This window comes from Streptomyces sp. PsTaAH-124 (assembly GCF_000373685.1).
Taxonomy (GTDB): domain Bacteria; phylum Actinomycetota; class Actinomycetes; order Streptomycetales; family Streptomycetaceae; genus Streptomyces; species Streptomyces andamanensis.
The window spans coordinates 30,855-47,101 of record NZ_KB892174.1 but is presented as its reverse complement, the minus strand read 5'-3'; the positions used below and the strand labels follow the sequence as shown (position 1 = coordinate 47,101).

General features: G+C 75.5%; 1 protein-coding gene. It reads left to right on the top strand.

Annotation, left to right across the window (positions count from 1 at the left end):
• The first annotated feature begins 33 nt into the window (after positions 1-33).
• Entirely contained in the window at positions 34-16,170 is a 16,137-nt protein-coding gene (locus B086_RS40345; RefSeq protein ID WP_018568329.1) for a type I polyketide synthase, read from the top strand.
• Positions 16,171-16,247: the final 77 nt, after the last annotated feature.

Sequence of the window (16,247 nt, the reverse complement as noted above, 5' to 3'; positions counted from 1 at the left end):
CCGGACGACGCACTGGCAACCCGGTCCGCACTGGTGAACCGGCTGGAGAGCCTGCCGGCCGCCGAACAGACGCGCGTGCTGCTGGACCTGGTGAGCGCTCAGGCCCTCGCGGTGCTGCGCTCGGTCCACCCGGAGCCGCCGGCGTCGGTCCGCCCGGACCTGCCGTTCAAGGAGCAGGGCCTGGACTCGCTGGGCCTGTCCACGCTCCAGCTGCGGGTGAACGCCGTCACGGGCCTGAGCCTGCCGCCCACCGTCGCCTTCGACCACCCGACGCCGGCCGCGCTCGCCGCGTTCCTGCGCGGTGACCTGCTCGGGGTGGAGCCGGACGTGTTCGTGCCGGAGCCGGTGGCCGCCGCGGCGGCCGACGACAGCGACCCGATCGTCGTGGTCGGCATGGCCTGCCGCTTCCCGGGCGGGGTGGAGAGCCCCGAGGACCTGTGGCGGCTGGTCGACGAGGGCCGTGACGTGCTCGGCGACTTCCCCACCGACCGCGGCTGGGACGTGGACAACCTCTACGACCCAGATCCGTCCGCGCCCCGCAAGAGCTATGTGAACAAGGGCGGTTTCCTCGCCGAGGCCACCCGGTTCGACGCGGACTTCTTCGGGATCAGCCCGCGCGAGGCGCTGGCCATGGACCCGCAGCAGCGGCTGATGCTGGAGACGGTGTGGGAGGCGCTGGAGAACACCGGCATCGCCCCCGACTCGCTGCGCGGCAGCCGCACCGGTGTGTTCATCGGCGCCGAGGTCCACGAGTACGGCGTCAAGGCGCACGAGGCCCCCGAGGGCCTGGACGGCTATCTGATGATCGGCAACGCGCCGAGCGTCGCCTCCGGCCGTGTCTCGTACACCCTCGGCCTGGAGGGTCCGGCGATGACGCTGGACACCGCCTGCTCCGGAGCGGTGGTCTCGCTGCACCTGGCGGCGCAGGCGCTGCGCAGCGGCGAGTGCACGCTCGCCCTGATCGGCGGCGTCACCGTAATGGGCTCCCCGGGCATCTTCACCTCCTTCAGCCGCCAGCAGGGCCTGGCCGCCGACGGCCGGGTCAAGGCGTTCGCCAACGCCGCCGACGGCACCGGCTTCTCCGAGGGCATCGGCCTGCTGGTCGTGGAGCGGCTGTCGGACGCGCGGCGGCACGGGCACACCGTGTACGCGGTGGTCCGCGGCACGTCCGTCAACCAGGACGGCGCGAGCAACGGCCTGACCGCGCCCAGCGGCATCTCCCAGCAGCGGCTGATCCGGCAGGCGCTGGCCAACGCGGGCCTGGCCTCGGCGGACGTCGACGCGGTCGACGCGCACGGCACCGGCACCCGGCTGGGCGACCCGATCGAGGCGCAGGCCATCATCGCCACCTACGGGCAGGGGCGGCCGGAGGACAGGCCGCTGTGGCTGGGTTCGGTCAAGTCCAACCTGGGGCACACCCAGGCGGCGGGCGGCGCGGCCAGCATGATCAAGATGATCATGGCGATGCGGCACGGGGTGCTGCCCCGCACCCTGCACGTGGACGCGCCCAGCCCGCACATCCGCTGGGACGCCGGGAACGTCGAGCTGCTGACCGAGGCCCGCGCCTGGGAGCACGACGCGGACCGGCCGCGCCGCGCGGGCGTCTCCGCCTTCGGCATCAGCGGCACCAACGCGCACGTCATCCTGGAGGAGCCGCCCGCCGACGACGAGGACGACCTCCTCGACCCGCCGGCCTGCGGCACGGACAGCACAGACGGCCCAGGCAGCACGGACGGCACGGCCACCGGACCGCTGCCGCTGGTGATCTCCGCCCGCGGCGGCGCCGCGCTGCGCGCCCAGGCCGAGCGGATGCTGACGTTCCTCGCCGAGCGCCCCGAGGTGCCGCTCCTCGACATCGGCCACTCGCTGGCCACCACCCGCGCCTCGCTGTCGCACCGCGCGGTGGCGCTGGCCGGGGACCGCGCCGAGTTCGAACGCGCGCTGCGCGCCGTGGCCGAGGGCCACTCGGCGCCCGGACTGTTCGCCGACCCCGAGGGCACGAGCGGTACGTCCGGGCGGCTGGCGTTCCTGTTCACCGGGCAGGGCAGCCAGCGCCTGGCCATGGGCCGCGAGCTGTACCGCGCCCACCCGGTCTTCGCCAAGGCCATGGAAGACGCCATCGGCCACCTCGACCTCCAGCTCGACGTCTCCCTGTGGGACGTGCTGTTCGCCGCCGAGGGCACCCCCGAGGCCGAGCTGCTGCACCGGACGCGGTACGCGCAGTGCGCGCTGTTCGCCGTCGAGGTGGCCCTGTTCCGGCTCGTCGAGTCCTGGGGCATCACCCCCGACTACCTCGCCGGGCACTCCATCGGTGAGATCGCCGCCGCGCACGCGGCCGGTGTGCTCAGCCTGGAGGACGCGGCGACCCTGGTGGCCGCGCGCGGCCGGCTGATGCAGGAACTGCCCGCGGGCGGCGCCATGATCGCCGTGCAGGCCACCGAGGACGAGGTGCTGCCGCTGCTGGCCGAGCACACCGGCCTGGTCGGCGTCGCCGCCCTCAACGGGCCCTCCTCCGTGGTGATCTCCGGCGACGAGGAACGCGCCCTGGCCGTCGCCGCCCGCCTGGCCGAGCAGGGCCGCAAGACCAAGCGGCTGCGGGTGAGCCATGCCTTCCACTCGCCGCTGATGGAGCCGATGCTCACCGAGTTCCGGCGCGTCGCCCAGGTGATGACGTACAAGGCGCCGCGGATCCCGGTCGTCTCCAACGTCACCGGCACCCTGGCCACCGCCGAGCAGCTGTGCTCCCCGGAGTACTGGGTGGAGCACGTGCGCGAGGCGGTCCGCTTCGCCGACGGCATCCGCTTCCTGGAGGAGGCGGGCGTCACCTGCTTCCTCGAACTCGGCCCGGACGCCGTGCTGTCCGCGATGGGCCAGGAGTGCGTGACGCGGCCCGGCGCCACCTTCGTGTCCGCGCTGCGCCGCGACCGCGACGAGCAGCGCGAACTACTGTCCGCCGTCGCCCTGCTGCACACCTGCGGCACCGCCGTCGACTTCGGCGCCTGCTACGCGGGCCGCGGCGCGCGCCGCGTCCAGCTTCCCACGTACGCCTTCCAGCGCCGCCACTTCTGGCTGAACGCGCCCGAGGGCGGGAGCGATCCGGCCGGACTCGGCCAGCTCGCCGCCGGGCACCCGCTGCTCGGCTCGGTGGTCCGGCTGGCCGGTGAGGGCGGCGGGGTCGTGCTCACGGGGCGGCTGTCGCTGCGCACCCACCCGTGGCTCGCCGACCATCTGATCGCCGGGGTGGCGCTGCTGCCCGGCACCGCCTTCGTCGAGCTGTCCGTACGGGCCGGTGACGAGGTCGGCTGCGACCTCGTGGAGGAACTGACCCTCCAGGCACCGCTGGTGCTGCCGCCCACCGGCGGCGTCGCCCTCCAGGTCGTGGTGGGCGCCGCCGACGCGCGGGGCTGCCGCTCCGTCGACTTCTTCTCCCGGCCCGAGGACGCCCCCGAGGACACCGAGTGGACGCGGCACGCCACCGGTGTGCTCGCCGCCTCCGCCGAACCCGCCGCCGACGCCGCCGCGTTCGGCATGACCCAGTGGCCGCCGGTCGGCGCCGAGAGCGTCGACATCAGCGGCCTGTACCCGCAGATGGCCGCCCAGGGCTACGGCTACGGGCCGGCCTTCCACGGGCTGCGCGCCGTGTGGCGGGCCGGCGGCGAGGTGTACGCCGAGGTCGCGCTGCCCGGCGAGACCGCCGCGCAGGCGGGCGCCTTCGGACTGCACCCGGCGCTGCTCGACGCCGCCCTGCACGCCACCGACTTCGCCTCGCCGGAGCCCGTGGCGGACACCACCCGGCTGCCGTTCGCGTGGACCGGTGTGTCCCTGTACTCCTCCGGCGCCTCCGCCGTCCGGGTGCGGATCGCCGCGCACGGCACCGACGCGGTGTCGCTGTCCGTCGCCGACCCGTCCGGCGCGCCCGTCGCGCGCATCGGCTCCTTCGTGCTGCGCCCGGTCGACACCGAGCAGTTGCGCGCCGCCCAGGGCGGCGCGGGCACCCCGCTGCGCGTGCAGTGGACGGCCCTGCCCGTCCCGGCGGCGGCCGACGCCTCCGACGCGACCGTGGTCGAGGTCACCGCACCGGCCGGACAGGACCCGCTCACCGGCGTACGCACCGCCACCGGCGAGGTGCTGGAGCGGCTGCACGCCTATCTCGCCGACCCCGACGCCGACGGCCGCCTGGTGTTCGTCACCCGCCGCGCGGTGCCCGCCGCCACCGGTGAACTGCCCGACCTGGCGCAGGCCCCGGTGTGGGGCCTGGTCCGGGCCGCCCAGGCGGAGAACCCGGGCCGGATCGTCCTCGTCGACCTCGACGACGACTCCGCCCGCGGCCTGCTGCCCGCCGCCCTCGCCACCGGCGAGCCCGAGCTCGCGATCCGCGCGGGCGGGATCCGTGTGCCGAGACTCGCCCCCGCCGCCGACCTCCCCGAGCTGGACGCGCCGTGGGACGACGAGGGCACCGTCCTCGTCACCGGCGGCACCGGCGGCCTGGGCGGCCTCGTCGCCCGCCACCTCACCACCGAACACGGCGTACGCCACCTGATCCTCACCAGCCGACGCGGACCCGACGCCCCCGGCGCCACCGAACTCACCGCCGAACTCACCGCACTCGGCGCCCACGTCACCCTCGCCGCCTGCGACGTCACCGACCGCCAAGCCCTCACCGACCTGCTCGACGGCATCGACCCGGCCCACCCCCTCACCGGAGTCGTCCACGCCGCCGGCATCGTCGACGACGGGCTGGTCCCGGCGCTCACCCCCGAGCGGATCGACGCGGTCCTCGCCCCGAAGGCCGACGCGGCCTGGCACCTGCACGAGCTGACCGCCGAACGGGCCCCCGGGCTCAAGGCGTTCGTGCTGTACTCGTCCACCGCCGGATTCCTCGACGGCGCCGGGCAGGGCAACTACGCGGCGGCCAACGTCTTCCTGGACGCCCTCGCCCACCACCGCCGCGCCGCCGGACTCCCGGCCACCGCCCTGTCCTGGGGCCTGTGGACCGGCGACGCGGGCATGGGTGCCGCACTCGACGCCGCCGCCCTCCAGCGCATCGCCAAGCTGGGCCTGGAACCCCTGTCGGCCGCCGAGAACCTGGCCTTCCTGGACGCCTCGCTGCGCCTGGACGCCCCGCACCTGGTCCCCGTACGGGTCAACTCCCATGCCCTTCAGGACCGTTCGGACGGTGTCCCGGCGGTGCTGAGCGCGCTCGCCCCGGCCCGGCCCGCCCGCCGCGCGGCGGCCACCGCGCCCGCCGCGGGCGCCGGTACGGTCTCCGTCGCCGACTCGCTCGCCGGCCAGCTCGCGAACCTCTCCTTTGACGACCGCGCCGCCGCCCTGCTGGACCTGGTCCGCACCCACGTCGCCTCGGTCCTCGGACACGACGGCGCCGACGCGGTCGACCCGGGCCGCGCGTTCAGCGAGAGCGGCTTCGACTCGCTGGCCGCCGTGGAGCTGCGCAACAGCATCAACGCCGCCACCGGACTGCGGCTCACCGCCACCCTCGTCTTCGACTACCCGACCCCGAGGGCGCTCGCCGAGCACATCGGCGCCAAGCTGGTCCCGGCCGAGCAGACCCCGGCCGCCAAGCCCGCCGCGCCCGTTCCCGCCACGGCCGCCGCCGACGACGACCCGATCGTCATCGTCGGCATGAGCTGCCGCTACCCGGGCGGTGTCACCACCCCCGAGGAGCTGTGGGACCTGGTCGCCGAGGGCCGCGACGGCATCTCCCTGTTCCCGTCCGACCGCGGCTGGGACGTCGACGCGCTCTACGACCCCGAGCCCGGCATCTCCGGCAAGAGCTCCACCCGCGAAGGCGGCTTCCTGTACGACGCGGCCGACTTCGACCCGGAGTTCTTCGGGATCAGCCCGCGCGAGGCCCAGGCCATGGACCCGCAGCAGCGGCTGCTGCTGGAGACCTCCTGGGAGGCCCTGGAGCGGGCCGGCATCGACCCGCTGTCCGCGCGCGGCACCAGCACCGGTGTCTTCGCGGGCGTCATGTACCACGACTGGGGCACCCGCCTGGGCGACCGCGTCCCCGACGAGGTCGCCGGGTACCTGGGCAACGGCAGCCTGGCCAGCGTCGTCTCCGGACGCGTCTCCTACACCCTGGGCCTGGAAGGGCCCGCGGTGACCGTCGACACCGCCTGCTCCTCCAGCCTGGTCGCCCTGCACTGGGCCGCGCAGGCCCTGCGGGCGGGCGAGTGCTCCCTCGCGCTGGCCGGCGGTGTGACCGTCATGGCCACCCCGGACACCTTCATCGACATGAGCCGGCAGCGGGGCCTCGCCTCGGACGGCCGCTGCAAGTCCTTCGCCGCCGCCGCCGACGGCACCGGCTGGGGCGAGGGCGCGGGCATGCTCGTCCTGGAGCGCCTCTCCGACGCCCGCGCCCACGGCCACCGCGTCCTCGCGGTGGTGCGCGGCTCGGCCGTCAACCAGGACGGCGCCAGCAACGGCCTCACCGCGCCCAACGGCCCCTCCCAGCAGCGGGTCATCGAACAGGCCCTCGCCTCGGCCGGACTGTCCCCCGCGGACGTCGACACCGTCGAGGCGCACGGCACCGGCACCACCCTCGGCGACCCGATCGAGGCGCAGGCGCTGCTCGCCACCTACGGGCAGCACCGCGCCGACGGCGAGCCGCTGTGGCTCGGCTCGATCAAGTCCAACCTGGGCCACACCCAGGCCGCCGCCGGTGTCGCGGGCATCATCAAGGTCGTCATGGCGATGCGGGAGGGCGTCCTGCCCGAGACCCTGCACGTGGACGAGCCGTCGCCGCAGGTCGACTGGGAGGCGGGCGCCGTCGCGCTGCTCACCGAGTCCCGGGCCTGGCCCGAGACCGGGCGCGCCCGCCGCGCGGGTGTCTCCTCGTTCGGCATCAGCGGCACCAACGCGCACGTCATCATCGAGCAGCCGCCCGCCGACACCGCCTCCGTCCCCGACGAGACGCCCGAGGAGGCCCCGGTCGTCGCCTGGCCGGTCAACGGCCGCACCCCGCAGGCCGTCCGCGCCCAGGCCGCCCGGCTGCGGGCGTTCCTGGACACCCTCGCCGAGGGCGAGCTGACCACGGCGGCGAGCGCCCTCGCCACCACCCGCGCCGCCCTCGACCACCGCGCCGTCGCCGCGGGCACCGACCGCGCCGAACTGGCCGACGCGCTGGACCGCATCGCCACCACCGGCAAGGACATCGAGGAGGCCGCCGGAGGCAAACTGGCGTTCCTGTTCACCGGGCAGGGCGCCCAGCGGATCGGTATGGGCCGGGAGCTGGCGGACACCTATCCGGTGTTCGCCCAGGCCCTGGACACCGTACTGGCCGCTGTGGACGCGCACTTGGAGCGGCCGCTGCGGGAGGTGATGTGGGGCGAGGACGCCGACCTGCTGAACCAGACGCAGTACACGCAGCCCGCACTGTTCGCCTTCGAGGTCGCCCTCTACCGACTCGTGGAGTCGTGGGGCGTGACCCCCGACTACCTCGCCGGGCACTCGATCGGCGAGATCGCCGCCGCGCATGTGGCGGGTGTCTTCTCGCTGGAGGACGCGGCACGGCTCGTCACCGCACGCGGACGGCTCATGCAGAGCCTCCCGGCGGGCGGCACGATGATCGCCGTACAGGCCACCGAGGACGAGATCCTGCCCCTGCTCACCGAGCAGGCCGGGATCGCCGCCCTCAACTCCCCCCAGTCCACGGTCATCTCCGGCGCCGAGGCCGAAGTCCGCGCCATCGCGCAGCACTTCGCCGCCCAGGGCCGCAAGACCAAGCAACTCGCCGTCAGCCACGCCTTCCACTCCCCCCTCATGGAACCGGTGCTGGACGACTTCCGGGCCGTCGCGGAATCGCTCACCTACGAGCGCCCGCGAATCGCCTTCGTCTCCACGGTCACCGGAGACGTCGTCACCGACGAGCTGACCACCGCCGCCTACTGGACCGAGCACATCCGCAAGCCCGTCCGCCTCACCGACGCGCTGACCCGGCTGCCCGCCGCCACCCACCTGGAGATCGGCCCCGACGCCGTCCTCACCGCGCTCGGTCCTGCCGTGGCCGAGGACGCCGTGTTCGTCCCGGCCCAGCGCCGGTCGCAGGGCGAGGCGCTGGAGCTGGTGCGGGGTGTCGGGCGGGTGTACGCGCGGGGTGCCGCCGTGGACCGGACCGCGTTCTTCGGTGAGCGCGACGGTGCGTGGCTGGACCTGCCGACCTACGCCTTCCAGCGGGAACGCTACTGGCTGGACCCGACCGCCCCGGTGGGCGACGTCGGTTCGGCCGGGCTCACTCCGGTGGACCACCCGGTCCTCAGCGCCGTGGTGCCGTCGCCGGACTCGGACGGGCTCGTGCTCACGGGCCGGCTGTCCGTCGCCACCCACCCGTGGCTGGCCGACCACGACGTGCTGGGCACGGTGCTGCTGCCGGGCACCGGGCTCGTCGAGCTCGCGATCCGCGCGGGCGACGAGGCGGGCACCCCGCACCTGGAGGAACTGACCCTCCAGGCCCCGCTGACGCTGCCCGAGCGCGGCGCGCTGGCCCTCCAGGTCGTCCTGGGCGCCCCGGACGCGACGGGCCGCCGTACCGTCGCCCTGCACACCCGGCCCGAGGACGGGCACTCCGCCTGGACCCGGCACGCGAGCGGCACGCTGACGGCCGCCGCCGACGCGCCCGCCTTCGACCACAGCGTGTGGCCGCCCGCCGGGGCCACCGCGCTGCCGCTGGAGAACGTCTACGAGCGGCTGGTGGGCCGGGGCTACCACTACGGTCCCGTCTTCCAGGGGCTCAGGGCGGTGTGGCGCGACGGCGACGACATCTACGCCGAGGTGTCCCTGCCCGAGAGCGCCCACGCGGACGCGCTGCGCTTCGGGCTCCACCCGGCGCTGCTGGACGCGGCCATGCACGGCGACCTCGTCGACGAGCACGGTGAGGCGTCCGGCGAGACGCTGCTGCCGTTCTCCTGGAACGGGGTGACGCTGCACGCGTCCGGCGCGACCGAACTGCGGGTGCTGCTGCGCCGGGTGCGCGGCGACGAGGTGTCCGCGATGTGGGTCGCCGACGGCACGGGCCGTCCGGTGGCCACGGTGGACGAGCTGATCTCCCGGCCGGTCGCGAGCGAGCAGTTGGAGGCGTCCCGGCCGGGCCGCCCGGACGCGCTGTTCCGGATCGGCTGGAGCGCGCTGCCGCTCCCGCAGGCCCCGGCCTCGGGTGTCGTACGGCTGGCGGGAACGGCCGATCCGACCGGTCTGGTACCGGAGTTCGCGGATCTGGCCGCGCTGGGTGCCGCCGTGGAGGCGGGCCACCGGCCGGTGCCGGACGTGGTGCTCGCTCCGGTGGCCGGTACTGGTTCCGGTGCCGACGGCGACCTGCCGGGCGCGGTGCGCGCGGTGACGTCGTCGGTCCTGGAGACCGTCCGTGCCTGGCTGGCCGACGACCGGTTCGCCGGTTCCCGGCTGGCCGTGGTGACCGGCGGCGCGGTCGCCGCCGGCGCGCGGGACGCGGTGGACCTGGCGCAGGCCCCGGTGTGGGGTCTGGTGCGGGCCGCCGAGGCGGAGAACCCCGGCCGGTTCGCCCTGCTGGACACGGACGGCACCGAGCCGTCGGCTGCGGCGCTGGCCGCGGCCGCCGTCTCCGGGGAGCCGGAGGCGGCCCTGCGCGAGGGCGCGCTGTCCGTGCCCCGGCTGGTGCCCGCCACCGGTTCCGGCACGGCTTCCGCCGGGACTTCGGACGTCGCCGAGTCGCCGTGGGACGACGAGGGCACCGTCCTCATCACCGGCGGCACCGGCGGCCTGGGCGCCCTCGTCGCCCGCCACCTCACCACCGAACACGGCGTACGCCACCTCATCCTCACCAGCCGACGCGGACCCGACGCCCCCGGCGCCACCGAACTCACCGCCGAACTCACCGCACTCGGCGCCCACATCACCCTCGCCGCCTGCGACGCCACCGACCGCCAAGCCCTCACCGACCTGCTCGACGGCATCGACCCGGCCCACCCCCTCACCGCGGTCGTGCACGCGGCGGCCGTGGTGGACAGCGGTCTGGTCGCCACGCTCACCGAGGAGCAGACCGGCAAGGTGTACGGCCCGAAGGCCGACGCCGCCTGGCACCTGCACGAACTGACCGCCGAACGGGCCCCGGGGCTCAAGGCGTTCGTACTCTTCTCCTCGGCGGGCGGCCTGGTCCTCGCGGCCGGGCAGGCCAACTACGCGGCGGCCAACGTCTTCCTGGACGCCCTCGCCCACCACCGCCGTGCCGCCGGACTCCCGGCCACCGCCCTCGCGTTCGGCATGTGGGCGGTCGACACCGGACTCGGCGGTCCGCTGGCCGGCTCCGACCTGGACCGGATGCGGCGGCTGGGCATGCCCGCGCTGGAGACCGCCGAGGGCCTGGCCCTGTTCGACGCGGCCCTGGCGAGCGGCGAAGCGCTGCTCGTCCCGGTCCGGGTGGACCGTACGGCCCTGCGTTCGCGCACCGACGAGCCGCCCGCGCTGCTGCGCGGCATGGCCCGCGGCGCCGGGCGCCGCACGGCTCAGGCGGCGGCCGCCGAGGAGACCGGCGCGCTGGCCCAGCGCCTGGCCGGTCTGAACGACGCCGAGCGCGACCGGGCCCTGCTGGAGCTGGTCCGCCGCGAGGTGGCGTCCGTGCTCGGGCACAGCGGCATCGAGTCGGTCGGTCCGGAGAAGGCGTTCCGGGAGCTGGGCTTCGACTCGCTGGCCGCCGTCGAGCTGCGCAACAACCTCAACGCGGCCACCGGACTGCGGCTGCCCGCCACACTCGTCTTCGACCACCCCAGCGCCCGCGCGGTGGCCGCGCTGATCAAGGAGAAGATCTCCGGCACCGCCGCACCGGCACCGGCGCAGGCCGCGCCGCGCACCGCCGCGGCGGCCGACGAGCCCATCGCCGTGGTCGGCATCGCCTGCCGCTTCCCCGGCGGGGTCCGCTCCGCCGAGGACCTGTGGCGGCTGGTCGCCGAGGGCCGCGACGCGGTGACCGGCTTCCCGGCCGACCGCGGCTGGGACCCCGAGGGCATCTACGACCCGGAGCCCGGCACGCCCGGCAGGACCTACACGGTCCAGGGCGGATTCCTGCACGACGCCGCCGAGTTCGACCCGGAGTTCTTCGGGATCATGCCGCGCGAGGCCGTGGCGATGGACCCGCAGCAGCGGCTGCTGCTCGAAGCCTCCTGGGAGGCCGTCGAGCGGGCCGGCATCGACCCGTCGTCGCTGCGCGGGAGCCAGACCGGTGTGTACGTCGGCGTGATGTACCACGACTACGGCACCCTGCACGGCTCCGCACCGGACGAGCTCTCCCCCTACCTGGGCAACGGCAGCGCGGGCAGCATCGCCTCGGGCCGGGTCGCCTACACCCTGGGCCTGGAAGGACCCGCGGTGACCGTCGACACCGCCTGCTCCTCCTCGCTGGTCTCCCTGCACATGGCCTGCCAGGCGCTGCGGCAGGGCGAGGTCACGATGGCGCTGGCCGGCGGTGTGACCGTCATGCCGACGCCGGAGATCTTCGTCGACTTCAGCCAGCAGCGCGGGCTCGCGGCCGACGGACGCTGCAAGGCGTTCTCGGCGGCCGCGGACGGCACCGGCTGGTCGGAGGGCGTGGGCCTGCTGCTGGTGGAGCGGCTGTCGGAGGCCGAGCGCAACGGCCACCCCGTGCTCGCCGTGATCCGCTCCAGCGCCACCAACCAGGACGGCGCGAGCAACGGCCTGACCGCGCCCAACGGACCGTCCCAGCAGCGCGTGATCCAGCGCGCGCTGGCGGCGGCCGGACTGACCACGCAGGACGTGGACCTGGTCGAGGGCCACGGCACCGGCACCACCCTCGGTGACCCGATCGAGGCGCAGGCGCTGCTGGCCACCTACGGCCAGGACCGGCCCGAGGACCGGCCGGTGTGGCTGGGCTCGATCAAGTCCAACATCGGTCACGCGCAGGCCGCTTCGGGCATCAGCGGGGTCATCAAGGCGGTGATGGCGGTCCGTGCGGGCGTCATGCCGAAGACCCTGCACGTGGACGAGCCCTCGCCCAAGGTCGACTGGTCGGCCGGTTCCGTCCGGCTGCTGACCGAGGCCCGCGACTGGCCCGAGACGGACCGGCCGCGCCGGGCGGCGGTGTCGTCCTTCGGCCTCAGCGGCACCAACGCGCACGTCATCGTCGAGCAGGCCCCGCAGCCGGCCGGACAGCAGCCCACGCCGGCCGAGGCGTCCGCCCCGGCGGCCGGGTCGGACGCGGACCGTACGGCGGTGCTGCCGCTGTCGGCCAAGGACGCCCGGAGCCTGCCCGCCCAGGCCGCACGGCTGAAGGAGCTGTTCGCGGCGGCCGACCGCCCCGCCCTGTTCGACGTGGCCCACTCGCTGGCCACCACCCGCGCCGCCCTCGACCACCGCGTGGCGGTCCTGGCGTCCGGCGCCGACGAGGCGCTGCGCGCCCTGACCGCCCTGGCGGAGGGCGCCCCCTCCCCCTCGGTCGTCACCGGCCCCGACCGCGCCGATGCTCCCCTGGCCTTCCTGTTCACCGGACAGGGCGCCCAGCGGATCGGCATGGGACGGGAGTTGGCGGACACCTATCCGGTGTTCGCGCGGGCGCTCGGTGCCGTACTCGCGGCAGTGGACACGCACCTGGACCGGCCGCTGCGGGAGGTGATGTGGGGCGAGGACGCGGACCTGCTGAACCAGACGCAGTACACGCAGCCCGCCCTGTTCGCCTTCGAGGTCGCCCTCTACCGACTCGTGGAGTCGTGGGGCGTGACCCCCGACTACCTCGCCGGGCACTCCATCGGCGAGATCGCCGCCGCACACGTCGCCGGGGTCTTCTCCCTGGAGGACGCGGCACGGCTCGTCACCGCACGCGGACGGCTCATGCAGGCCCTCCCGGCAGGCGGCGCCATGATCGCCGTACAGGCCACCGAGGACGAGATCCAGCCGCACCTGACCGGCCAGGCCGGGATCGCCGCCCTCAACTCCCCGCAGTCCACGGTGATCTCGGGCGCCGAGGCCGAAGTACAGGCCATCGCCCAGCACTTCGCCGCCCAGGGCCGCAAGACCAAGCAGCTCACCGTCAGCCACGCCTTCCACTCCCCCCTCATGGAACCGGTGCTGGAGGAGTTCCGGGCGGTCGCGGAGTCACTCACCTACGAGCGTCCCCGTATCCCCTTCGTCTCGACCGTCACCGGCGAGTCCGTCACCGACGAACTCACCACCCCCGCCTACTGGACCGAGCACATCCGCAAGCCCGTCCGGCTCACGGACGCCCTCGCCCAGCTCGCGCGGACCGGGACGTCGGTCTTCCTGGAGATCGGCCCGGACGCCGTCCTGACCGCCCTCGGACCGGCCACGCACGACGACGCCACGTACATCGCGGCGCAGCGGCGCGACCGGGGCGAGGAGCGCGAACTCGCCGCCGCGCTGGGCGTGCTGTACGCGACGGGCCGCCGCGTCGACTGGGCGGCGCACTTCGCGGGCACCGGTGCGCGGCGGGTGGACCTGCCGACGTACGCCTTCGAGAAGCGGCACTTCTGGCTGGAGGCGCCGCAGCCGGAGGCGGGCGCGGCGGCCACGGGTGCGGCCGGGCACGGGCAGTCCGCGACCGGGCACCCGCTGCTGAGCGCGGCGATCGACCTGCCGGACGGCTCCGTCGTCCTCACGGGCCGGCTGTCCGTCGCCACCCACCCGTGGCTCGCCGACCACGACGTGCTGGGCACGGTGCTGCTGCCCGGTACCGGACTCGTCGAACTCGCCGTCCGGGCGGGCGACGAGACCGGCACCCCGCACCTGGAGGAACTGACCCTCCAGGCACCCCTGACCCTGCCCGGCCGGGAGGCGCTGGCCCTCCAGGTCGTGCTGGGCGCGCCGGACGCGACGGGCCGCCGTACCGTGACGGTCCACACCCGGCCGGAGGACACGCAGGCCGCCTGGGTGCGGCACGCGGAGGGCACGCTGACCACCGCGGCCCCGGCGCCCGGCTTCGACCTGACCGCCTGGCCGCCCGCGGAGGCGGTACCGCTGCCGCTGGAGGGCGTGTACGAGCGGCTGGCCGGGCGGGGCTACCACTACGGTCCCGTCTTCCAGGGCCTCAAGGCGGCCTGGCGGCACGGCGACGACGTGTACGCCGAGGTCGAGCTGCCCGAGGAGGCCCGCGCCGACGCCCTGCGCTACGGGCTGCACCCGGCGCTCCTGGACGCGGCGAGCCATGTCGACCTGCTCGACGACGCGGAGTCGACGCTGCTGCCGTTCGTGTGGAGCGGGGTGAGCCTGCACGCCTCCGGGGCCGGTGCGCTGCGCGTGCTGCTGCGCCGGGTCGGCGGTGACGAGGTCACCGAGCTGCGGATCGCGGACGCGCACGGACGTCCGGTGGCCACGGTGGAGCGGCTGGTGTCCCGGCCCGTGGCGCGCGAACAGCTCGCCGCACCCGCCGAGGACCTGTACCGCTTCGGCTGGCTGCCCGGCCCGGCCGCTCCCGCCGGTTCCGGCGCCGGACTTCCCGCGCTGGACGAGGTGTTGGGCGCCCCGGTGGGCGATCAGGGCGGCGCCGTACCGCCGTACGCGCTGCTGCGGGTGGCCGAGGCCGTCCCGGCCGGTGCGGAGGTCACCGGGGACGCCGCCGCCGGTGCGCACGCGGTGGTGCACGATGTGCTCGCGGCGGTGCAGGGCTGGCTGGCCGAGGACCGGTTCGCCGGGTCGGCGCTGGTCGTGGCGACCCGCGGCGCGGTGTGCGCGGCGGACGGCGAGGAGCGGGTGGACGTGGCGCAGGCCCCGGTGTGGGGTCTGGTCCGGGCGGCGCAGGCCGAGCACCCCGGGCGGCTGGTCCTGGCCGACCTGGACGGCACACCGGAGTCCGAGGCGGCGCTGTCCGCCGCGGTGGCCTCCGGCGCCCCGGAACTGGCGCTGCGCGCGGGCACGTTGCTCGTGCCGCGGCTGCGTCCGGCCACGGCCGGTGACGAGGCCGCGCCGTGGGACGGCGAGGGCACGGTCCTGATCACCGGCGGCACCGGTGGTCTGGGCGCCCTGGTCGCCCGGCACCTCGCCACCGAGCACGGCGTACGCCACCTCGTCCTCACCAGCCGGCGCGGACCCGACGCACCGGGCGCCGCCGAACTGTCGGCCGAACTCGCCGCGCTGGGCGCCGAGGTGACCCTCGCCGCCTGCGACGTCGCCGACCGGCAGGCGCTCGGCGAGCTGCTGGACGCCGTCGACCCGGCGCACCCGCTCACCGCGGTGGTGCACGCGGCCGGTCTGGTGGACGACGGGCTGATCGCCTCGCTGACGCCGCGGCGCTTCGACGCGGTGCTCGCGCCGAAGGCGGACGCGGCCTGGCACCTGCACGAGCTGACCGCCGAACGGGCGCCGCAGCTCAAGGCGTTCGTGCTGTTCTCGTCGACCACCGGCTTCCTGGACAACGCCGGACAGGCCAACTACGCGGCGGCCAACGTGTTCCTGGACGCCCTGGCCCAGCACCGGCGCGGCGCGGGCCTGCCCGCCGTCTCCCTGGCCTGGCACCTGTGGGAGGGCGACGGCATGGGGGCGCGGCTCGACCCGGCGGTGTTCGAGCGGCAGCGCCGCCTGGGCACCCCGGCCCTGTCCCCGCGCGACGGGCTCGCCCTGTTCGACGCGGCGCTGGCCACCGGGCACACCGCGCTCGTCCCGCTGCGTCTCGACGCCGCCGCGCTGGCCGCCTCGGGCCCGGTGCCCGCGGCGCTCAGCGAGCTCGCGGGCCCGGTCCGGACCCGTACGACGCGGGCCGCGGCCACCGGCACCGAGCCCGTCACCGCGGGTGGGGCCGGGGCGCCGGAGACGGAGTCCCTGGAGCAGCGGCTGACCGGGCTGGCCCGCGAGGACCAGGTGCAGATCCTGCTGGACGTCGTACGGGAGCAGGTGGCCGCGGTGCGGCACGACGACCCGGACGCCATCGACATGCGGCGCGGCTTCACCGAACTGGGCCTGGACTCGCTGGCCGCGATCGAGCTGCGCAACCAGCTCGGCGCGGCGACCGGGCTGCGGCTGCCCGCGACGATGATGTTCGACTACCCGAACCCGGAGACGCTGGCGGAGTTCCTGCTCACGGAGCTGGCACCGCCGGTGGCCGAGGACGAGCAGGCCGCGCCCGCGGCCGGGGAGTCCGCCCCGGCGGGCGGCGCCATCGCCGACATGGGCATCGACGATCTCGTGCGGGCCGCGCTCGCCGCGAGGTCGTCGGAGTGAGGGCGGCGGCCCGGTGAACCGCGAGGGGCACCGGGCCGCCGGGCACGCCGAAGTACAACGTACGAGGTACGAGGTAC